Genomic DNA, 20,769 nt, shown 5'->3' on the forward strand with positions numbered 1-20,769 from the left:
ACTTGACATATACATTTACTCAAGATTATATTTTACTTACAAAATAACATACCGTTCGGTACGTTATTTACACCAATACAAAATGGAGCTGATTTTATGAATAGCAAGGAAAAGATGATGACCACTCTTAAACATAATGATCCCCAGTTATATTCACCTATTAGCGCAAACATGTCCCGCTACATGACTCTATTATTCGCAATAGCTTGCGGGATGGCGGTGGCAAATATATATTTCGCTCATCCGCTACTTGATTCTTTATCAAATGAATTTAAGATTAGTCATTCAACTATCGGTATTGTGATTACTATTACTCAAGTTTGTTATGCAATTGGATTACTTTTATTAGTTCCACTTGGTGACTTATTAAACCAAAAAAGACTCATTATTGTTCAAATGGTTTTATCCGTTATCGCTTTAATTGTAATTGGGACCGCTCCCTCGGCCATCGTACTTTTTATAGGTATGGCCTTAGTAGGAATTCTTGCAACAGTTACGCAAACACTCGTCGCATACGCATCCATTTTAGCAAATCCAGCTGAACGTGGACGCATAGTAGGTTTCGTTACAAGCGGCGTTGTAATAGGCATTCTCCTTGCGCGTACATTTGCAGGCGCATTAACAGATTTAGCTGGATGGCGATCCGTTTATCTCACCTCCGCTACACTTATACTATTCGTAACTGTTTTGTTATATCGTAATTTACCTACTCTTGGACAGAGCAGAATGACAACTATGCCTTACCGGAAGTTAATACGTTCTGTACTCTTATTATTTATAGAAGAACGACTCTTACGCATTCGCGGAATATTAGCATTGCTCATTTTCACTTCATTCAGTATTTTATGGACTTCTTTAGTATTACCTCTAAGTGCTACACCACATAATCTTTCACATACAGCTATTGGTGCGTTCGGCCTTGCTGGAGTTGCAGGTGCATTAGCTGCTACTAAAGCTGGACAATTAGCTGATAAAGGATTAGGACAAAGAACAACTGGCATAGCTTTATCTTTATTAGTACTTTCATGGCTCCTAATTAAATCTATTAATCACTCTCTATTATTACTAATTTTCGGCATTATCCTCTTAGATTTAGCGGTGCAAGCTGTACATGTCACCAATCAAAGTATGCTGTTCACAGTGCGTCCCGAAGCAAGAAGTCGACTTACTGCCAGTTACATGATTTTTTATTCTATCGGTAGTGCAACAGGTGCAATTCTTTCAACAAATACGTATGCAAAATATGGTTGGGATGGCGTATGCATATTAGGTGTATCTATTAGTGCTTGTGCTCTTTTATTTTGGATAATAACCTTGCGGCGATCATCACAGCTGAACGAAGAATAATTCATTTATGATTAATACGTGTTTTTCTACAAGACTATAGAATAGCATTTATTTTTTAACACAAATCAACGGCATTTTCATATAAAAAATGCCGTTGATTCACAATTTCATAATAAGAGATCCTATACTATCGAAATACATCTATTACAAATTCCCTTTAACGTTTTCAACAATTTCGTTTATCGTATTTCGATCAAACTTATCACTAATTTCGTATGGCTCACGATCTTCTACTAATTGTACGCCGACGATATCGTTGCGATTTTTACTATATTGCACTTCAATAATAGACCCACGCTCTATTTGTTTCCAAACGAGACTTGCTTCATCTTTATTATCTAAAATAATACAGTCCTCAATATTTTCATCAATTCCAATTAACTTATTATCATCCATATATCCAATCTCGTATTGTTGCCGTTCTTTCGCTTTGCCACTTACTAATATACCTTTGCTACCATATGAATAATCCATATAGTCCTTTTTCTCCGTTTGTACCGCTTTCGGCTTTTGTGCTTCAGTTTTTTCAGTAGCCCCACAACCTGTAATAAGACTGATTGGCATAACCACTATTAATACTAATCTAGTGAATTTCTTTATCATTTGTAACCAACCTCATATATTTAATGTAAAACTCCATTTATTACTCTATTAAAGAATAACATGATACTAAGTAAACAGAACGAAAGATAACATATTATTTACATACCCACACTTTAATGAAGGACCAGACCATTTAAACCTAGTCCTCCATAACTTTAGCTTTGCTTCACATACTTAATTGTATGAAATGACGTCTCATTAAATAATCGCAAGTTTTCCCCATCATAATCTTGAACTTTATATGCTATTTTCTTTTTTTGAATTGTATCTTCTACACCGTCTACTAAACGTTTATTGAGATGTAAATAGATTGTAAAAGCTTCCTTATCATATTCCCAAGTGCCTTCAATATAATTCTTTTTATTTGGATACTCATCTTTACCATACGTTTCAAATGTCTTATCACCTTTTAAAATAAGTGACATAATGAAACCGTCTGTTCCTTTGAATCCCCAATTACCAATTAATTCCGTACCATCCTTCACATTCTTCATAACGTTATCCGTATTAATTCCAGCTTTCTTATCTAACTCTTTCAAATCTTTCACAGATACTGTACCGTCACCGATTTTAATATCCCCTTCAAGGTCTTTGAATGCCTTAAGCCAGTAAATATCTCCTTCTTTCACTAACTTTTCGGATTTCTCCATTAACTCTTTATCAGTCTTATCGCCTTTTTCTCTTTTTTCTTTTCGGGTGAATACTTCATTGATTAAAGAAAAAGACTCTCTAAAATAACTAATTGCTTTTTCAAAATCCTTTTGTTGATTTACATACTCTGCAGGCGGATCTATCGACTCAAATTTATCTAACACTTTATTTAATTCTTTCACACTATCTACTATATCTGCTTTCTTTTTCTTACCGTCAAAAACCTCTCTTGTAATATTGTTATGCTCCGCAAACAACTTATCAAACTCTATCCCTAATTTATACACTTTATTAGGATAGTCTTCCTTTGAAACTTTTTCTTTCTTACTATTAGACTTCGATTCTTTTACTTTAGACTCTTCTGTTTTCTCCTGTTTAGAAGTGTTCGTTTTCTCAGAAACTCCACAACCAAATAACAACATGACCGGAACTGCTACCCCTAGTAGTTTCTTTGTATTCATGACTGATTTCTCCTTTTACTTGAATAGATTACTCTTGCTATACCCATCCTCTTTTTTTATCTTGTAATTAAAGTTACAATCGCAATAACTCCTAGAATCGGTCCCCAATATTCCATTTTTATAAAAAATAATGAGTGCTTTTTGTTAAACATAACTTTTTCACCAGTTTCGGTATCTATATAAACTTTCCCATCTGGCTTATTAATATATTTACCTAAATACCAAGACATAACCCCTGATATAATAAACATTACCGCCATTGGCCAACTATGATCTTGAAAATATGTAGCGTCCCCCGTTATAGATCCAAAGATAGCCTTACCCAAAAGAGTATTAATAATTACAATAATTGCGACTAAAAAACCCCAACCAGACCAAATAATCATTTATTTCTCCTCCTAAAGCGTACAACTTTGTACTTTATGTTAATTTGAACTGCAAACGAAAATGTTTAAAAAACCGAATATTCAGACGTTAATAATTATATTTAGCTTACATTCGATTCTAACTTTAATGTTCTAAATGCAAATGAACCAGATATAATTTGTAAAATTGTCGGAATAAGTAAAAAGAATAATGACATAAACAACATAACTATAGGAATCACAATCATACAAACTCCATAAACTTTATTATTAACCTTGTTTACTAAACATGATAAAATAAGCAATCCTATTTGAACCGTTAAAATAATAGAGTAATAAGCTAAAAGTTCATAATCAAAACCTTCCATAATATTAAACGCTACAACTATTAATAGTATGGAAATAATAATTCCTATAATGCCACCAATTAAACCTAGTACGAATTCAATCGTTCTTTTCAATTCAATCCCCCTTTTATGAGCCACTAAAAACTTGTATATTTTTCCCATTCACCATCATACCAAATATTTATTGGAAAAACTATACATATTTTTCATACTCCCTTACCTTACAGTGACCTTCTTACCTTTATAGATAGCTTGTAGTAGTTACAAAATTAAAACCTTCAAAATTACTAACCGAATTGTCATACTGAAAATTATAAATTAATATGATAGAATTGTAGGATTTCTTTAATTTAACTTCTTCGTTAATTCGAGAAAGTATTTTGTCATCATATGAACATCCCGTTAATAACATAGAAATGTCATCACTTGCTTCTTCTAACACTTCCTTTTCAATAAAATCCTCATCTACATCAATCATATCTATATTAAAATCAACAAAAAAACTCGCTGGTATAGCGTCTCCTTCTTCATCATACGTAACATCTATATATGTATCCAACTGATCTTGCGTTTTCATATTACCTAACCATATTGAAACTATTCCATGTACTTCCATTGTAGTTCTCCTTTATTTTTTATCTTGCAGAACCAATTCTATAACTTACCGACTACTTTAAAACTCATAATTTTTATGAAAAACATTTCTTCTTTCCATTTAGTTAAATGGGGTTATTCGGAAATTCACTATCATACTTATTAATTAGCGCTTTATCATTTTCATTAATTGGTACTTCACCTAAGTATTTATGTTTCCAAATAATCATTTGATCACTAAAACTATATTCTGTGTCGAGCCAATTGGTATAATCGAAATGCATGTTAAATTCCCCACTATGTTCCAGAGACATTGTAAAAGAGTACCAAAGCTCTTGCTGATTATCTTTGAAAACATTTCTTAATTCCTTACTCACTTTATATAAAGAATCTTCTTTCCTTTCAAACTCCTCTTCATTAACTTCGTATTTAAAAGGAATTTCTACACTATACTTATAATTTTCTTTATTTCTGAAGTTGTTATAGAAAAAGTAAGTTCCCCCTCCAGCTTCTGATATTTGTGCATAAAAATAAAATTTCTCCCATTCTTCTGGAATCATGGCATGAACCGTTTCCGCTATCTCTCTATATAATCGATTCAATTTTATTTCCAATTGAATACCCCCTATTTGATTTTCATCATTCACTTTTTCTATATTATACCACCCTTTTAATTAGCTCTTTATTTCATCTAAAATTCAAACCAAGTTTCGATGCCTTTAGAAAGTAGACATACCTCTTAAATACAATTAGTATTAAAATAAGAAATATGAAAGACTTAAAAAGGCTCTTACATGAAGGAAGGAAGTGCACAGCTATGGATTTTAAAACAGTTATGCAAGAACTTGAGGCTCTAGGTAAGGAACGAACGAAAAAAATATACATATCTAACGGTGCGCATGAGCCAGTATTCGGAGTAGCCACAGGTGCTATGAAACCAATCGCCAAACAAATAAAATTAAACCAAGAGTTAGCTGAAGAACTTTATGCGACAGGTAATTACGATGCTATGTACTTTGCAGGCATTATTGCGGATCCGAAAGCTATGAGTGAGTCTGATTTTGATCGTTGGATAGATGGGGCTTATTTTTATATGCTATCTGATTATGTTGTAGCCGTAACTTTATCGGAGTCAAATATTGCACAAGACGTTGCTGATAAATGGATTGCAAGTGGGGACGAGCTTAAAATGTCTGCAGGCTGGAGTTGCTACTGTTGGCTTTTAGGAAATCGCAAAGACAATGAATTTTCCGAAAGTAAAATTTCCGATATGCTTGAAATGGTGAAAGATACAATTCATCATTCTCCAGAACGAACAAAATCCGCTATGAATAATTTCCTAAACACTGCGGCAATTTCATATGTACCACTACACGAAAAAGCAGTCGAGATTGCAAAAGAAGTTGGTATAGTTGAAGTCAAACGGGAGAATAAAAAAAGCAGTTTGTTAAATGCTACAGAGAGTATTCAGAAAGAACTTGATAGAGGAAGACTTGGTTTTAAACGTAAGTATGTAAGGTGTTAAAAGTATGAAGGTGTCAATGTAGGAGAGATTGACACCTTTTTTGTGGACATTACTAGACTAACGGAGCTGCAAATTAAAGGGAACCAATCATTCATCTCCCACTATACATCTCAAACTTCTCCTTTCAATTTATATACCCTATCTCTTTTCTCATCATCTTTGATAAAAATAAGTTTTCCTTCTGTAACAAAACCTTCTAATAGTAAACATACTTGTCCATATGCTTTAGGCTTATTCGTAGTGAATCTTTCATCGGGTATTTTACCAGATCTTATTAATCGTTCACATAGCTCAAGCGCACTTATTTCTTCACAATCAATTAATTCTAAAATATCTTTTTGTAATGGTGATAAAGGGGCTGGTACCTTACATATCTCAGCTACCTCCACCTTTTCTTTTTCTTCTTCAAATAAATCTTCAAATGAAATTTGATTCATTACACCTGTTCCTTTCTAACAATTGATTTATATAACATGAATTGAATTCTATAGGTACAAGAACTTTAAATATTAGCTATTGTTATGTAGTGCTTACCTCGTTGCATGAATTTCAAACTCATGTACATCATTTCATATAGTATATTTTGATTATACCAAATATACGTTCTGTCTTCTATTGTAGAATTCGTTATTACAGGAATGAAAGTAATAGTAAACATTTTTCTTCTCGTTAGTTGTATAAAAAACTATGTAAAAAAACAGAAAAAGTTTACATAATAAAATTATAGTGATCTTTTAGATTTCTACGCTAAAACGCAAAAAAGCACTTGTTGCCTCAAATAGACAATCAAGTGCTTTAAGTTTCATCTTTTTTAAATAGCATAAATCTGTAAGTTTTTTAGTAACAGTACGACACCTTTTATATGTCATGACAACTACTACATTAAAACTTACGAGTTTCTATCAGTTCGTTAGTTTAATATGCATTCCATGTGTTTTGAAGTATGCACTTTTTAATAGCCTACTTTTTTTCCACTGCAAATACACTTTATTTTCTATTCATCTACATATATGATTGTTATCTTTAACCAAGTACCACATTTTTTAGCATTCTCATGTATAAAGTTACTGTAACCCATTTCGTATATTTGCTTAATATCTTAAATTATTAATTACAACATACAAAAGCTGGTAATTAAGGATTCTTCAATCCATTAATAAAATCCTTAAAGCTATCAGCTATTTTATACGTATTTTCTTCTTCACTAGACTGTGGAAAATAAAAAGAGTGATCCCAATAATATACACCATGGTTTTCAGTATCTGTAATAAGTACAATTAACCCTGAATTCGGATCATCTCCTATGATTAAACTGGTCGGTAACATATCTTCTTCAAACTCTTCATAGCATTCACTTAAATCAAAAGTTTTTGTTACACCTATACCATACAAAACATCTAAAGGGATTTCCTGATTTAATTCTTTAACAAAAAATTTACTATACCTAACTTTCGAAGTCCCTCCGTTATATTCACTTAAAAATTTTTTATAATCTTCCGGAAGTAAAAATCCTAAAAACTCTTCTAATTCTTCAATTGATTCTTCAGTTGCTTTACCAAAAGCATTTAAATTCATTTATTTCACTCCTATTTAATCTTTTAACTTCTTAGCTAATGACATTCCACCCATATGTCGAAATCTTCTGTGTATCTCTTTACTAACTTCTTGCATTGTTGTTAAATCTTGATGATGGTGCCATGTGTTTTCATCTAATTTTGGTCCATTTGGAGCTAATTCATCAGCTTTAGCAAAATCAATGTCATATCTATTAAATTCACCTATCGGAACTTCTTGTCTTACCAACCCAGCAGATTTAAAGTTGGGAAAACCTCTAGGATAAGAAACTCGATTTGGAGGAATCTCCCAATCAATATAAGTCCATATTCCTTCCCCACTAATTTCGATTTTCCCACCTTTTTTCTGCCATTTTTCAGGATTTCTAGAATATAAGGGTTTAGTAGATAATTGTTCCTCTGTAAATTTCACTATTTCTGGATTTTTACCCGTACCCTTAGCAAGTTGATAAGCGTCATAGCTGCCGTACTTGCCTTTGAAAACTTTCCAGCTACTTCTCCAACAGTTGAAGATTCTATATAAGGAAGCTTCATTCCTATTCCAGTATCCACCGTCCTAACTGCTACTGGAATAGGAGTATTTTTCATAGCATCTAGTGTATTCTTTAAAGTGTTATTTTCCTTAAGCGATTGTACCACATTATTTCTACGCTAAAACGCAAAAAAGCACTCGTTGCCTTTAATTGACAATCAAGTGCTTTAAGTTCATATGTTTTTAAGTAGCATAAATTTGTAAGTTTTGTAGTAACAATATATCTATTTTGTTTTCTGTCCACTTCAAATATATTTTGCTATAGATTTATCAGTATTTATGTTTTTATAGATGTACAGTAAAATACACTTAAAACAAGCATAATTGTATAAACTACCCCTTTAAAGCTAATATTTCTTCTCTATTATAGTCAATCATTGCTAAAAAGTACTCGTCAAAGTTCTCAAATCTATCTATTTCTTCGCCCGCAAACCAAATAATCTCTCCTGGTCTAGAAGAAGAAGGTAGACATAAAACAAATAAATCCCTATCAAATTTCGAAACTGCAATTGGTAGTAGCTCATGTCTTAAAACACCACTACCCTCTAAAACAACATCATCTATAGCTTTTAATAGCATCTGAGCATAATCCATTATAGAAGATTCCTTTAATTGCTCCGTACCAAATAAATCCACCGTTTGATAAAAACCTGCCCAACCATTGGCATATTGAAGAAATTCTCGATACATTGAATCAAGTTTATATCCCAATTCTTGTTCAATAGTGCAAATAGATTTTTCATTTGCTCCCACCTCTGGAAAATGGTGTGGCCATATTTTTTCTACATCTTGTTTCATTAGCTCCTGCTTCACTAAAATCATTGTAGCTATCTTATCTTTCCAATTATTCACCGTCTACTCCTCCTCTACAAACTTAAATTTTGTAGGTTTATAACCAATTGGATATTTATTAGCCTGTCCACCTATGCTCATATTAACTTTTGGGTCAAGGTCTAACCAACTATGAGGATCCGGTTTCCCCATCCAAGTTGTATCGGGAACATGACCAACATGTCCCTTGTATGCTTCTCCATTATCAGCAGCACGCTTGCCTTCTAGTCTTGCCGCACGTGAAGCTTCTTGTCTTAATTTACCTTTAGTTGATACTCTTCCTGTTGGTGATAAAGCACCCGCTTCTAAAGCTTTATTAGATCCCTCAACATAAGCCTTAACTTGTGCTATCTGTTCATCTGTCGCTCCTGGTGGTGCTTTGACTTCAACAGGTCCCCCAGTTTTACCCGTACCCTATGTTGTAATCTTAAACCCTCACAATAAAAAAGCAAACCATGTAAAACCTTATTAAACTACTTCTTTTTCTTCCACTACCGGCAATTCATAAGCTGTTTTATATTTCATCATGCCATATACAATGTTTACAAGCCTTCTCATAATACATACCAATGCTTGTCCTTTTGTTTTTCCTTCTTTAAGCTTCTTTTGATAGTACGCATGAAACACTGGATTTCGTGGCATCTTACTCCCTTTTGCTACTTGCACTTGCTGTACTGCTAAATTATAAAATAAAGCGTGTAGCGCCCTGTTTCCTTGTTTGCTTTTGTGTGTCTTACCTTTCCCACCAGAACCAAAGTAAACAGGTGCAATCCCCGCAAATCGTGCTAATTTATTGGCATTTGAAAATCGCCTTACATCCCCAATTTCTGCAATTAATGCCGATGCCGTCACAAGTTCTATTCCCGGCATCGTCTCTAATTGATAATCTAGTAGATTTACTAGCTGTTTTAATTCTCTTTCGATGTATTTCATTTCTGTCTTTTTAAACTCAATGTCCCGTACAATACTTCTTACTAAAAAGTCTCGTGTTTCTTGATATTCCTTCATTGTATGTCCATCTTCTTTTACAAGTTTTAATATGTCGCTTGCTTTCTTTACTGAACATGTATTGTTGCTAACATCTAATAAAAAAGCTGTTAATTGTTTTATATTTGCCCCCTCTAAACAAGAGGGTGACGGATATTGCTGCCAAAATGCTAATGCTGTTTTTCCATCTAACTCTGAGAAAAACTTTTTATAACTTGGATAATGGTGGTTTAATTGAATATGTAATTGGTTCTTTAACGCACTTTGTGCTTTTACTAATGCATTCCTTCTTGACACTAGTTGTTGTATCGACCAAAATAAATCGTTTGGCTTTGCATCTGGTAATTGATTTAACTTATTTATTAGTATACGGGCTACGCATTCCGCATCCCAACTATCATTTTTTTGTATCATCACTTGGCTCTTTCGTTCTAAAAATGATAAAGCTGGATTTACTTCTTTCACTACTTGTTCATGATCTACTAAATATTTCGCTAATGCTCTTCCATAACCGCCAACATCCTCTAAACCAAATACAACTGATAAACCATCACTCACATATGTCTCTACTTCTAATAAAAACTTCGAAAATGCAGATGGTTTATTCTCAAATTGTATTTCTCCTAATTTCTCTTGCCAACAATTAATAATAACAGCCGTATGATGCTCCTTATGTAAATCTACTCCTACATACAAATAGTTCTGTCTATTATGCATAACTCATCCCTCTATTCAATGATTTAGTCATATACAAAAATGTCGGCAACCTTAGTTCGAGCGTTCATCTTTCGATGCGCATAGGTACGCAAGCCTATCCATTTTTCATCTCTTTAGTAGTATGTATAGTAAAATGAGCTAATTTTTTAAGTGAGTTTATAAAATAATTGCTGCATGTTGTCCTTTTGTTTGTATTTTCCCGTATTTATACATGCCACGATAAAAATTCTCTCTATCTAACATGCGTTTCACTTGTACTTTCGTAAATTGTTTACCTTTCGCTGTGCAGTAGCCTTCTACATTCAATTGTTCTGCCAATTGGGTAAGTGACCAATGTTTAAAAATGTGTCTTAACTCAAATAGTCTACGTACAACTACTGCTTTCCCAGCATCTACTTCTAACACCTTTTGTCCTTTTTTGGCCTTGTAGCCAAAAAGTACGCCACCACCTGCATATCCACCTCGTTCAGCCTTCTTCTTTCTACCTCTACTTAACTTCAATGCAATTTCAAGTCTTTGATATTGGTCTAATAGTTCTAACATGCCATTCACCAAAAAGTCATTTGGATCATGTGTGTAAATACTATAGCTTGATTGTTCAATTGCCTTCACATCTACTTCATGTTTCTTTAGTTCTCGTTGTATCAATACTTTCGCCATATCAGAGCGCCACAATCGTGATGTATTCAACACAACAACATAGCTTACTTGTTTATACGCCATATCGGACAATAGCTCTTGTAGTCCATCACGTTCAACTGTTAATCCCTCTTCATCAACAGTCGCTCCGCTTAATCCTCTATCTTCATACACACGAAGTAGTTCTAAATTATTTTCGTTACAGTAACGTTCAATCTCTTCTATTTGATACGCTAAACTATACCCATCACGTACTTGTCCTTCCGTTGAAACTCGTATGTAACCAACTACTTTCTTTCCCATCATAAATCCCCTCCCGTTACAGTAATTTGAGTCCCTGTAACGTTTATCCGTTTTTTTGCGGATAACGTGTTCGTAACGTAAATCCGTTAAAACGTACTTTACGATGACTTCAAAACATAATACAACCCTTTATTTTTACAATAGTTTTTTCTCTAGTAGTGTCGTACACTGTACAAAGCCACTACAGTTTATAAAATTTAACACTTAATACATTTATAAAATTATACGTTTACCAACTTATTTCTACTCTAAAATGCAAAAAAGCACTTGTTGCCATAATTGACAATCAAGCGCTTTAAGTTCATCTGTTTTTAAGTAGCTTTAATTTATAAGTTTTATAATAATAGTATGACACCTTATATATATCGTGACAAATATTAATTTAAAACTAACGAGCTTGTACGAGTTCGTTAATTTTATGTCTCTTCCATGCGTTTATATTCATCTTTCGGTAAAATGTCATCTCACCTAAGCTCGCACCTCGTTTTCTGTTCTATCATTGTACGTAATACTCCATGATGGTACAACCATCATGGGTCTCTACTTTTAAACCACTTATTGTTTTTCTTTCCACTACAAATATACTTTATTTTTTATCTGGTGAATATACAATTATTCTCCCTTGTGGATATTCACCTTCCCATCCACAAGGCCATCCCCCAAGCTTATAAACCTCAAAGATTCTTTCATAAAAATTATCAACTTTTCCATTTACTAAACGATTTAGTGCACACATATGTAAATCTCCAATTATTTCTTCAAAAATATCAATATATTGTAATACAAAATCACCTGGATAGTTCTCAGATGATTGAATAATCTCCCTTATAGGACGCTCCATAGAGTTTAAATCATGCTCATATAATTGTCCTATTATTTCCCCACCTTCTGAGGATTTAATATCTTCCCAAACGTTTTCAACCTCATCCAAATCTTGAGACCATGCCAATTCTTGTGCTCTTTCATACTCATTAACCATAACAACATCACGATTTAGAAGGTTTTCATTATGAAAAAGTTGTAAATTTGTAATAAAATTAATAACCTCTTCGACTAATTGAGTGTTTTTTCCGTACTTCATTTATTTATCCACCTTTCCCAAAGTTCTTCAGTAGCACCGCCACCTCTTTGCCAAATCTTTATTTCTTCATTTAATTTTGTTTTGTAAAACTTCTCAATACCAATTTCTAATACCTTTGATTTGTATAATGGCAAGCCACTTTCTGTACCTTTTTTTAATTTTTGTTGCAATTCAAATACTTGTTGTTCCAACTCCTTAATACTTTGATTGATATTTAATTTATCTAACTGATCTTTAACCACATTATTATATACACTATGAAATCCTCTATGCCTAGACAAAGCACTTGGATCTTTTGCTGGTATCGGTAAAAATATCCCGTTATCAGCATGATCCATATCCATTCCAATTTTCTTTAATACCGGATGATTTCTTAAATTTTTAGGTATTATATGTTGCGCCTGATATCCTTTCCGTGATGCAGAACGTGGAAGCCCCATGGATTCCAATAAATTTTGCCCTAATTTTGTAGAACTACCTCCTGTAACCTTTCCAGGGGTACCTGGAATAAGTCTAGTAGCTTCACCCGTACCCTTAGCCACACTACCTTCCTTACTAACTCCTGAACCACCACTACCCTTAGCAAGTTGATAAGCGTCATCCTTAGCTGCCGTACTTGCCTTTGAAAACTTTCCAGCTACTTCTCCAACAGTTGAAGATTCTATATAAGGAAGCTTTATTCCTATTCCAGTATCCACCGTCCTAACTGCTACTGGAATAGGAGTATTTTTCATAGCATCTAGTGCATTTTTTAAAGTCTTATTTTCCTTAAGCGATTGTACCACATTTTTACCCAAATTTGGATTAAAACCAGGCATTCCTTCTTTGAATTTTAATAATTTGGCTAAATCAGCTAATTCACTCGTCCCTTTGAATGCTTTTACTCCTTTTCCTACTGCTCCAACAACTGGGATTGCATCTAATCCGCCAAAAATGATGTTTCCTACCCGCTCTTCTTGGCTCAATTTCCTATGTGTTCCCCAGTCTTCTCCGTCGATACCGCTTTTTATTTGTACACCTCCGTATACTACTGCGGCAGCGGCCCCGAGTGGTGGACAAAGGATTGTTGTGATGATGATTCCTACGCCTATTCCTATGTCTCGCACCATTTCTAGTTTTTTCTGTTCATCTTCTATCGATTTGTATTCAAATCCTCGTGTGGATGGGACTACTTTCTTGTATTCTTCATAATTTAATTTTGCATCCGGATTTTGTTTTTTTAGTTCTTTGTATTCCCCTCTCAGTACGTTATCAAATGCAGGTGAATCTCTAAAAATATCTTCTACTGTTATTTTATCTTTCTTCTTCTGTATTGTTTGTGGTACACTTCCGTAGCCTGCATGCGCACCTGGTAATACTGTCGTTGTTGTAGAGCCAATTCGGTTATTTGTTTCAAAACTGAGAATAGATGTATCTCTCATTTTTTGAGCGAATTTATCCATTTCTACTAAAAAAGGTTTATCTATATGTTCAGAGACTAATCGCCCTGCTTCTCCGCAATATTTTTGTAATGTCGAATAACTATCAAGTAATTCCCCGATTTTTTGCGATTGATCTTTAGGATTAAAATGGATACTACCATCCGAGTCTAAATCTCGTATTCTTCCATCAATTCTTTTTAATAATTCATTTGCTTCCCGTAATTTCATGAGTGCATCTTTTGTAATTCGATTCATACCATCCCCCATGTTTTGCCATGGTTCAGGTCTATATTTCACATCCATCTCGTTTTCATCCCCCCAGCCGTATGGTGATTTCTACAACTTACTTAATATTTCACGTAATTGTTCGTCCTTTTCAAGCATTTCTACACATACATTTCCTACAACTGTCGCTGACCTAGAATAGTGTTCAGCCAATTCTAGTGTTTTGTGTAATATATCAGGATATTTTTCAATTACTCTCATCGCTTCACCTTTTTGATAAAAATCACAGCTTAATAAACTCTCAATATTCGTTCCAATGACGTCTACATGGATTTTATATATATTTTCTAACTTCATTACTATATCAAGTAGTTCTTGAAAATTAACTAATACTTCTTCTCCACCAGAACCACTATCTCCCATTGATACTTGCATTATTGAATACCTCCTAACGAGAATTGTCTCGGGTCAATTAACTTTTTATATGGCATTTTTAACACGTCATACAATTTCTTATTAATCGCATAGAGGCTCACCCAGTCATATCGATTACGATCTACATCGATTTGAACGAAATCTTCTCCTTCAGTAAAATATAAGAAACATTCCCATTTTCCTCCTCTATTACTTCGAGGCCTCGTATACGTTTCTATCGCTATAACGTCTTTATTTGATAAATCTTTTTCTTCAAATGTTTTTTGTTCTGCCTCTGTCATTCTCTTTGAGAAAAATGTATCTTCTATTTCCCTCGGTTCTCTCAATAAGAAAGGAATGCGTGTTAATAATGAAAAATATACGTCCGGCTTTGGTATGTAGTGGATCTCGTATTTTTTATTTGGTTCTATTTCTGTTAATACAGCCACTCGGTCTTTATCCTCTTTTAAAAAGCCAATTAATACATTATTCATTCTCGTGTATTCATGACAATTTTCATATTCCTTTAATAGTTCAATTATTTGAAAAGCTGCAGGGGTAATTCCATTTTCACTTGTAAGTAGGCCTTTTTCTTTTAAACTCGTAGTTGCTTTCGTGACACATTCTGCATCAAGTAAAATAATTGCGTCACGGTTTGGCAATCCAAATATATCGGTAACCCCAGCTGCACCTGCGAGAACATATAATTCAGCAGGTGCAAAACTCATTTCTTTCCCCATTCTTTTATCCCTCGCTTCTCCATCACAGTTGTTTTATCGCCCTTACTTCCGATTTATCTCCGTACGTTTGAATGCTTTTATCTAACTCTTTCAAAGCTTTCGTATGTCCTTCAAATGCCTCTACCATTTCTGAATTATATTGAATGATCAAATCAAGATAACTTAAAAATGCATCTCTCGTTTTTCCATTCCATTTCGCACCTGTGACATATGCTTTTAAGTCTTTCGCTTGGTTTAAAGAATCCTTCATACCATTTTCAATGTTTTGTGCGTAAGAAATGGCACTTGCAGTGTTACTTCCTATAATTTCAACCTCTTTACCACTCATGTTGGTTCCCTCCATTCTTTGTATGCTTAATGGATAAGTTTTTCAAATTCCTTTTTCTTTTCTTCAAAAGCCTTGGTCGCTGCAGCGTATGCTGACGCTTTCTCTGATTCTGCTTTCGCTTTATATTCCAAATACTTTGCATAAGCTGTACTTTTTGCAGATCCAACATCGCTTAATGTACTTTTAAAATAGGATACTAATGTATGTAATTCTTCATCCTTTTCATGACGTTTTTGTTCAAATTCAACTGCCGGAATTTTATTAGCTTCTAAGCCATTACTTTTACTCTCATACTCTCTCTTCGCTGATTCAGCCTCTTGAATGAATTGCTTTAACTCTCTTTCTTTATCTTTTAAATAATCATGTAAATCATCATACCGATCTCGTTTCCTCGCACTTTCTGTAAAACCAGACGCATTTAAAAAAGCATTGTACAATTCATCTAACATCTTTCTCCCCCTTTAGCACAATAACTATGTAGTTAAATTCGTATATTTAAACATGAATATTCATTGCATTAAGAATTAACAAATAATTATTTTTACATATTGCTATTTTATCAAAGGGATTTTAACATTTCCATATTTTATGAATGGCTTTCGCATTTTTCTTCAATAAAGTGAAACTTTAATCAATATGACTATGTATTTATTACTACCTTTTATCCAATTCATTCGTATTAAATCCTTGCTTGAGAGTAAGACCAGTTCTTTCTTATTTCATAAACAACTATTTCTGGATAATCCCAATGAAGCGTACGAGTAGGCTCCCGGACTCGTTTTACTATTCCTTGGGCTGTTTTGTTTCTATATTCATTCCAATATTTTGGCTCAGTCGCTCTTAAAAGAACGATAGAAAAAGGATCTGATATGAATATCAGATCCTTAACTTTAATTTCTTAATACATACATCTTTTTACACGATAACTGGTTCGTACGTGCTCAAATTATCATACTCAGTTTTTACAATACTAGGTGGAATGTTAACACATCCTCAGATTCACCTTTTCTTGTAGCAGTGCATAATGTTTAATGAAATTAAAGCACATTTTACTTACCAGACTTAATTTTTTCGTTATATTCTTCTAAAGTTAACCCTTTTTCTTTTAGATAAACAGCAACTTCTTTTCCTACATAACGATAGTGCCATGGCTCATACTTAATGCCAGTAATATTCTCTTTATCTTTTGGATAGCGGAGAGTAAATCCATACTCTGCAGCATTCTTATCTAACCATTTGAATGCATCGGTAGTTTCAAATTTTGCATTTAAATCTTCTACAGTATTCTGCCATTCAACTGAAATAATGTCTAACGCTAATCCAGTATGATGTTCACTTGCACCAGGATACTGAAGATATTCCAATGCCTTAGCACTAGCCTCTTTATCCGACAAACCTTGAGATTTATAGCTTTTAACTGAAGCATCATAATAAGTTTGTTGTAATTTTATAGCTCGATAACCTGATCTTAAATAAAGATTGATTCCCTCTTTTTTTGCAGCTGCTACCATATCCTGATAGGAAGTTGCAATTCTACTATCTATTTTCATATTTGGCTTCGCATTTTGGGTGATACTTGTTAATTCAATTCCTAGTTCCTTTGATAACATATGCTCTCTATTTACAAGGATAATTCTCCAATCATTAACATCAGAGATAGGTAAAACATCTTTTTTCTTCGCATGTATTTCATTTTTATTTTTATCGTTATTATTAGTAGTTGCCTGAGATGTTTGCTTTCCACTACAAGCAGCAAGACTCCATCCCATTGCTAATACCAATGCTAAAATTATAAATTTTTTAATTGTATCTCATTCCCTTTTTGTTTATTAGTCTTTATACCAATTCCCCAACACGTCTCTAGGAATCTCCTTGAAATCCTTCAAAGAAACGGGGCCGACAAATTTTTTAATTCCATGTTTTTTAGAATTTTCATCCGAATAATCTTTTAAAAATTGAATTTTAAATTGTTTCTTACCATCGGCATAGTCGGTTACTGTCGGTACGATTGCCGCTTGTCGTATACCAAAAGTTTTATCTTCATACTTAACAAATTGTACATAAGATAATCCTCCAACTAATGTTTCTAATTTTTCCTGCGCAGAAATAAGATTTCCAAGAGAATAATAGATTAGCGTTTCATGTCCATCTTTATTTTGTTTCCACTCAATTGGTTGAATTACATGTGGATGATTTCCAATTACTACATCTACACCTAAATCTGTTAAATATTGAGCAACTTCTTTTTGTTGCTTTGAAGGTGTTGAGGTATATTCTACTCCCCAATGCACCATAACAATCACCATATCAGAGCTACTCTTCGCCTTTTCCACATCATTTTGTATCGCTTTTTTATCAATTAAATTTAAAGCCCAAGACTTATCAGCTGGAATTTTAATTCCATTCGTACCATATGTATAATTTAGTAACGCAAAACGAATACCATTTTTTGTAATCGTTTTTATTTCATTACGCTCGTTTTTACTCTCATTAATACCTACCGGGATAACATCCGGATATTTCTTCCAGTATTCTCTTGTATTCGCAACACCTTTAATACCCATATCCATAGCGTGATTTGTCGCTTGCGTCACTATATTGAATCCAGTGTCCACTAAAGATTGGCCTACTTCTTCAGGTGTATTGAAAGTCGGATATCCCTGTACTTTTAAATTATTTCCGGCAATCGGAGTCTCCTGGTTCACTATAGCAAGATCACTTGATTTAACAGCTTTTTTGATATTTTCATAAATATAATTATAATCATATGAACCGTCTTTTTGTTTGCCATCTTTAATTACTGCGTCATGATATAAATTATCACCCGTAGCTATTAAATTCACAACCGATTGTACTTTTTTATCTTCCGTAAAATTAGGAGACTGTTGGATAGGACTTTTCTCTACCCAATTTGGTGCTTTTAATGATGTATCTATATTGGATTCAGCCGGTGGTAACGAAGCTTTAGATGTCTTAACATCAGTATTACCACAAGCGGTTAAAAGCACTAAAAAAATAAGACATACTAAAAAAAACTTTTTACTTCTCTGTAAAGTATCTAACATGTGATCCTCTTTTCTGTTTTATTCCTTATAACCAGTTCTAACAAATCATTCTTTACAACAACGTATTTTGGTTTTACTCTTAATTATGGAAGGACACTCTGTTACCCCTGCTTCGGAATATACTAATAATTGTTTTCCGCTTTCTAGCAATCTATCGATTCGATCAGAAGTGATAGATTACTAGAAAAAGATGATACATCAGGATATCGACTAGTTTGATATACCTGTTCCAATTGCAGTAACTCGTTTAATATTTAAACAAGATAGGAGAATCGTTCATATAGCCTCTTCTCTCGCTTTATGTTTAAAGTGCCTCCAAAAAAGGGATCGTTGCTGTACCCCTGTACATAGTGCGAAATTTTTGCAACTAATTTCTTTCATTCAAGCGACAAACATTATACCGATAACAATAAGTAAGACCCAAGAACTTATTTTACCAATATACGAAAAAAGTAGCAATCTTTTGTCCCATATAAAGAAGCCCATTAGGAGAAATGAACGAGAGATTCATTCTATTCAATTCCTTCATTGATTAATAAAAAAACAAGCCATCCAACTATTGGATGGCTCTATACTATAAAGAGAATTTGTTATTGGATTACTTCAATTTCCCTTCAAAAACAATCTTCCTACCGCACGGCTCAACTACTGTTTTGCCGTCTTTCTTTACTTCATGAAAGATTGGCTCTTCCATACGACGAGACGGAGCGTAGCCTTCTTGTTCCATACGTGCTAAGCAGTCTGTAATTGTTTCATTTTCAAGTACTTCAAATTTCTTTTTATTAGGTTGTTTTGTCATGACCTAACCTACTTTCTATTTTTCTTGATGCAAATTGATTTTTCATGTAGACCATATATAACATTGCGAGAATTCCCATTATAATCATAACCGCAATAAAAAAGCTTGTATACTGTATTTTTTCTATAAATACGCCGCCTAATACAGGTCCCATAATACTTCCTAAACTAAAAGCGATTCCGGATAATATATTACCTGCCGGTAGTAAATGTCTCGGTAATAAATCAGTCATAAATCCAAGCCCTAAAGAGAAGCACGATCCAATAACCATACCCGCTAAAAGCATGCAGGCAAAGACGATCCAGTAATATTGATCAAATACGGCGGCAAGTAGAAAAATGCCCGTACTTATGCTAAACGTCCAAGTTAATATACGGTCCCTTCCGTATTTATCACTTAATATACCGAGCGGAATTTGTGTAATAATACCCCCAACTGCAAATGCTGGTAATAAGAAGGATACATCTGAAACAGACCACCCTTTACGAAGTGCGTATACTGGTAAGTTACTGTTTAGCATTGCTTCAAGTACGCCATATGCAAGTGGTCCCAGCAGTGCAATCCATCCTAATCCAACAACTTGTTTATAACGAGAAAATGATGATTCACTCTTCGCTTCTCTTTCATCTTGCGCTGGGAATGCATTTTTTGTTGGAAGTAGTAAAAGCCAACCTATTAGACAAAGTATAGTAGATATAATAAATGGTGTTGCAAGACCGTACTGCACAGTGCTTGCTAAATACGGACCAACGGCAAAACCAATTCCGAAGAATACACCGTATATCGATACTTGTCTCCCTATTTTACTTGGGTCTGATGTTGTCGTGATCCATGTTTGTGTTCCGACATGAAGCATATGATCTCCAACTCCAACTAGAAATCTAAGGATAAACCATACCCAAAATGAAAATGTTTGTGTAAAAAAGAATAATGAAATAATAACGAGAAACCCACCTATAACAATAATCGGCTTCATTCCAAACCTTTGCATCGGTTTTTCAAGAAACGGCGAAATAACTAATATCCCAATGTACAATGCCGTCGCATGAATACCATTAATACTTGAACTAACCCCTTCTTGTTCAAAAATCATTGCAATGGCCGGTAAGAGCATTCCTTGTGACAAACCCGAGATTGCTACAATCCCAACCATAATCCAAAAAGTAAAACGCATTGACATCCTCTGTCCCTCTCCTTCTCACGCTTCCACTTTTCATTAT

Annotated in this window: 25 protein-coding genes and 1 pseudogene; 2 read left to right on the forward strand and 24 right to left on the reverse strand. The window is 33.8% G+C overall.

From position 1 onward, the window contains the following. Positions 1-96 precede the first annotated feature (96 nt). Positions 97-1,347, forward strand: coding sequence for an MFS transporter (locus AC0ONG_RS14755; protein WP_001085017.1), 1,251 nt, complete (start codon positions 97-99; stop codon positions 1,345-1,347). Positions 1,348-1,491: 144 nt separating this feature from the next. Here AC0ONG_RS14755 and AC0ONG_RS14760 read toward each other — a convergent pair whose 3' ends face one another. The 6 genes from AC0ONG_RS14760 to AC0ONG_RS14785 all read right to left on the reverse strand — a co-directional run bounded on the left by AC0ONG_RS14760 (position 1,492) and on the right by AC0ONG_RS14785 (position 4,982). Then, positions 1,492-1,950: a hypothetical protein gene (locus AC0ONG_RS14760; RefSeq protein WP_000591641.1), complete on the reverse strand. Its 459-nt coding sequence runs from the start codon at positions 1,948-1,950 to the stop codon at positions 1,492-1,494. A 155-nt stretch (positions 1,951-2,105) separates the two neighbouring features. Further along, positions 2,106-3,062 carry a DUF3994 domain-containing protein gene (locus AC0ONG_RS14765; RefSeq protein WP_001093043.1) on the reverse strand — a complete coding sequence of 319 codons (957 nt, stop codon included), beginning with the start codon at positions 3,060-3,062 and terminating at the stop codon, positions 2,106-2,108. A 56-nt stretch (positions 3,063-3,118) separates the two neighbouring features. Beyond that, on the reverse strand, positions 3,119-3,448 hold the full coding sequence (locus AC0ONG_RS14770; protein WP_000587855.1) for a hypothetical protein: 330 nt from the start codon (positions 3,446-3,448) through the stop codon (positions 3,119-3,121). 101 nt (positions 3,449-3,549) lie between these two features. Then, positions 3,550-3,888, reverse strand: a complete 339-nt coding sequence (locus tag AC0ONG_RS14775) for a DUF4064 domain-containing protein (protein WP_000831394.1) — start codon at positions 3,886-3,888, stop codon at positions 3,550-3,552. A gap of 127 nt (positions 3,889-4,015) precedes the next feature. Then, entirely contained in the window at positions 4,016-4,390 is a 375-nt protein-coding gene (locus AC0ONG_RS14780) for an immunity 22 family protein (RefSeq protein WP_000451788.1), read from the reverse strand. 103 nt (positions 4,391-4,493) lie between these two features. Further along, positions 4,494-4,982 carry an antitoxin YezG family protein gene (locus tag AC0ONG_RS14785; RefSeq protein WP_000403540.1) on the reverse strand — a complete coding sequence of 163 codons (489 nt, stop codon included), beginning with the start codon at positions 4,980-4,982 and terminating at the stop codon, positions 4,494-4,496. A 203-nt stretch (positions 4,983-5,185) separates the two neighbouring features. Here AC0ONG_RS14785 and AC0ONG_RS14790 point away from each other — a divergent pair, with 203 nt between their 5' ends. Then, complete coding sequence (locus tag AC0ONG_RS14790) at positions 5,186-5,893, forward strand: DNA alkylation repair protein (RefSeq protein ID WP_000346339.1); 708 nt, start codon at positions 5,186-5,188, stop codon at positions 5,891-5,893. Positions 5,894-6,003: 110 nt separating this feature from the next. Here AC0ONG_RS14790 and AC0ONG_RS14795 read toward each other — a convergent pair whose 3' ends face one another. From AC0ONG_RS14795 to AC0ONG_RS14880, 18 genes and pseudogenes are all read right to left on the reverse strand, one after another. Beyond that, complete coding sequence (locus tag AC0ONG_RS14795) at positions 6,004-6,330, reverse strand: DUF3895 domain-containing protein (RefSeq protein ID WP_127725879.1); 327 nt, start codon at positions 6,328-6,330, stop codon at positions 6,004-6,006. Between the two features lie 697 nt (positions 6,331-7,027). Then, complete coding sequence (locus AC0ONG_RS14800; protein ID WP_001052205.1) at positions 7,028-7,468, reverse strand: SMI1/KNR4 family protein; 441 nt, start codon at positions 7,466-7,468, stop codon at positions 7,028-7,030. A 15-nt stretch (positions 7,469-7,483) separates the two neighbouring features. Further along, positions 7,484-7,879, reverse strand: a complete 396-nt coding sequence (locus AC0ONG_RS14805; RefSeq protein ID WP_000673074.1) for an HNH endonuclease — start codon at positions 7,877-7,879, stop codon at positions 7,484-7,486. 12 nt (positions 7,880-7,891) lie between these two features. Further along, positions 7,892-8,109, reverse strand: a pseudogene (locus AC0ONG_RS14810) (DNA/RNA non-specific endonuclease); the annotation flags it as partial. Continuing rightward, the gene (locus AC0ONG_RS14815) at positions 8,073-8,252 is read right to left on the reverse strand and encodes a hypothetical protein (protein WP_050551993.1); all 180 of its coding nucleotides are present in this window, start codon (positions 8,250-8,252) and stop codon (positions 8,073-8,075) included. The gene AC0ONG_RS14815 and the pseudogene AC0ONG_RS14810, both read right to left, overlap by 37 nt. Positions 8,253-8,332: 80 nt before the next feature. Continuing rightward, a complete protein-coding gene (locus tag AC0ONG_RS14820) occupies positions 8,333-8,851 on the reverse strand; it encodes an SMI1/KNR4 family protein (RefSeq protein WP_001067164.1) in 519 nt (172 codons plus the stop codon). Positions 8,852-9,298: 447 nt separating this feature from the next. Beyond that, positions 9,299-10,534 carry an IS110 family RNA-guided transposase gene (locus AC0ONG_RS14825; RefSeq protein WP_000551897.1) on the reverse strand — a complete coding sequence of 412 codons (1,236 nt, stop codon included), beginning with the start codon at positions 10,532-10,534 and terminating at the stop codon, positions 9,299-9,301. Positions 10,535-10,690: 156 nt separating this feature from the next. Beyond that, positions 10,691-11,476 carry a recombinase family protein gene (locus AC0ONG_RS14830; RefSeq protein ID WP_000516939.1) on the reverse strand — a complete coding sequence of 262 codons (786 nt, stop codon included), beginning with the start codon at positions 11,474-11,476 and terminating at the stop codon, positions 10,691-10,693. Between the two features lie 586 nt (positions 11,477-12,062). Continuing rightward, on the reverse strand, positions 12,063-12,557 hold the full coding sequence (locus tag AC0ONG_RS14835; RefSeq protein ID WP_000873545.1) for a hypothetical protein: 495 nt from the start codon (positions 12,555-12,557) through the stop codon (positions 12,063-12,065). Then, positions 12,554-14,281, reverse strand: coding sequence for an AHH domain-containing protein (locus AC0ONG_RS14840; RefSeq protein WP_127725880.1), 1,728 nt, complete (start codon positions 14,279-14,281; stop codon positions 12,554-12,556). Before AC0ONG_RS14840 ends, AC0ONG_RS14835 begins: the two co-directional genes overlap by 4 nt. 33 nt (positions 14,282-14,314) lie before the next feature. Beyond that, the gene (locus tag AC0ONG_RS14845) at positions 14,315-14,638 is read right to left on the reverse strand and encodes an MFS transporter (RefSeq protein WP_074789756.1); all 324 of its coding nucleotides are present in this window, start codon (positions 14,636-14,638) and stop codon (positions 14,315-14,317) included. After that, positions 14,638-15,357, reverse strand: coding sequence for a DUF5081 family protein (locus AC0ONG_RS14850; RefSeq protein WP_074789758.1), 720 nt, complete (start codon positions 15,355-15,357; stop codon positions 14,638-14,640). Before AC0ONG_RS14850 ends, AC0ONG_RS14845 begins: the two co-directional genes overlap by 1 nt. Positions 15,358-15,379: 22 nt before the next feature. Continuing rightward, entirely contained in the window at positions 15,380-15,685 is a 306-nt protein-coding gene (locus AC0ONG_RS14855; RefSeq protein ID WP_000014535.1) for a WXG100 family type VII secretion target, read from the reverse strand. Positions 15,686-15,711: 26 nt separating this feature from the next. Continuing rightward, on the reverse strand, positions 15,712-16,134 hold the full coding sequence (locus tag AC0ONG_RS14860) for a hypothetical protein (protein ID WP_127725881.1): 423 nt from the start codon (positions 16,132-16,134) through the stop codon (positions 15,712-15,714). A gap of 600 nt (positions 16,135-16,734) precedes the next feature. Further along, positions 16,735-17,466, reverse strand: a complete 732-nt coding sequence (locus AC0ONG_RS14865; protein ID WP_000241986.1) for a M15 family metallopeptidase — start codon at positions 17,464-17,466, stop codon at positions 16,735-16,737. A gap of 48 nt (positions 17,467-17,514) precedes the next feature. After that, on the reverse strand, positions 17,515-18,750 hold the full coding sequence (locus AC0ONG_RS14870) for a CapA family protein (protein WP_000887606.1): 1,236 nt from the start codon (positions 18,748-18,750) through the stop codon (positions 17,515-17,517). 598 nt (positions 18,751-19,348) lie between these two features. Beyond that, positions 19,349-19,549, reverse strand: a complete 201-nt coding sequence (locus AC0ONG_RS14875; protein WP_000166303.1) for an NETI motif-containing protein — start codon at positions 19,547-19,549, stop codon at positions 19,349-19,351. Next, a complete protein-coding gene (locus tag AC0ONG_RS14880) occupies positions 19,533-20,729 on the reverse strand; it encodes an MFS transporter (RefSeq protein ID WP_000062796.1) in 1,197 nt (398 codons plus the stop codon). The genes AC0ONG_RS14875 and AC0ONG_RS14880 overlap by 17 nt, the downstream gene beginning before the upstream one ends. Positions 20,730-20,769 lie beyond the last annotated feature (40 nt).

The organism is Bacillus sp. TCT6 (assembly GCF_056033845.1).

Coding starts and splice junctions, on each gene's coding strand:
- AC0ONG_RS14755 (WP_001085017.1), top strand. CDS start 97: ATGAATAGCAAGGAAAAGATGATGACCACTCTTAAACATAATGATCCC.
- AC0ONG_RS14760 (WP_000591641.1), bottom strand. CDS start 1,950: ATGATAAAGAAATTCACTAGATTAGTATTAATAGTGGTTATGCCAATC.
- AC0ONG_RS14765 (WP_001093043.1), bottom strand. CDS start 3,062: ATGAATACAAAGAAACTACTAGGGGTAGCAGTTCCGGTCATGTTGTTA.
- AC0ONG_RS14770 (WP_000587855.1), bottom strand. CDS start 3,448: ATGATTATTTGGTCTGGTTGGGGTTTTTTAGTCGCAATTATTGTAATT.
- AC0ONG_RS14780 (WP_000451788.1), bottom strand. CDS start 4,390: ATGGAAGTACATGGAATAGTTTCAATATGGTTAGGTAATATGAAAACG.
- AC0ONG_RS14790 (WP_000346339.1), top strand. CDS start 5,186: ATGGATTTTAAAACAGTTATGCAAGAACTTGAGGCTCTAGGTAAGGAA.
- AC0ONG_RS14795 (WP_127725879.1), bottom strand. CDS start 6,330: ATGAATCAAATTTCATTTGAAGATTTATTTGAAGAAGAAAAAGAAAAG.
- AC0ONG_RS14800 (WP_001052205.1), bottom strand. CDS start 7,468: ATGAATTTAAATGCTTTTGGTAAAGCAACTGAAGAATCAATTGAAGAA.
- AC0ONG_RS14825 (WP_000551897.1), bottom strand. CDS start 10,534: ATGCATAATAGACAGAACTATTTGTATGTAGGAGTAGATTTACATAAG.
- AC0ONG_RS14830 (WP_000516939.1), bottom strand. CDS start 11,476: ATGGGAAAGAAAGTAGTTGGTTACATACGAGTTTCAACGGAAGGACAA.
- AC0ONG_RS14835 (WP_000873545.1), bottom strand. CDS start 12,557: ATGAAGTACGGAAAAAACACTCAATTAGTCGAAGAGGTTATTAATTTT.
- AC0ONG_RS14840 (WP_127725880.1), bottom strand. CDS start 14,281: ATGGATGTGAAATATAGACCTGAACCATGGCAAAACATGGGGGATGGT.
- AC0ONG_RS14845 (WP_074789756.1), bottom strand. CDS start 14,638: ATGCAAGTATCAATGGGAGATAGTGGTTCTGGTGGAGAAGAAGTATTA.
- AC0ONG_RS14850 (WP_074789758.1), bottom strand. CDS start 15,357: ATGGGGAAAGAAATGAGTTTTGCACCTGCTGAATTATATGTTCTCGCA.
- AC0ONG_RS14855 (WP_000014535.1), bottom strand. CDS start 15,685: ATGAGTGGTAAAGAGGTTGAAATTATAGGAAGTAACACTGCAAGTGCC.
- AC0ONG_RS14860 (WP_127725881.1), bottom strand. CDS start 16,134: ATGTTAGATGAATTGTACAATGCTTTTTTAAATGCGTCTGGTTTTACA.
- AC0ONG_RS14870 (WP_000887606.1), bottom strand. CDS start 18,750: ATGTTAGATACTTTACAGAGAAGTAAAAAGTTTTTTTTAGTATGTCTT.
- AC0ONG_RS14875 (WP_000166303.1), bottom strand. CDS start 19,549: ATGACAAAACAACCTAATAAAAAGAAATTTGAAGTACTTGAAAATGAA.
- AC0ONG_RS14880 (WP_000062796.1), bottom strand. CDS start 20,729: ATGTCAATGCGTTTTACTTTTTGGATTATGGTTGGGATTGTAGCAATC.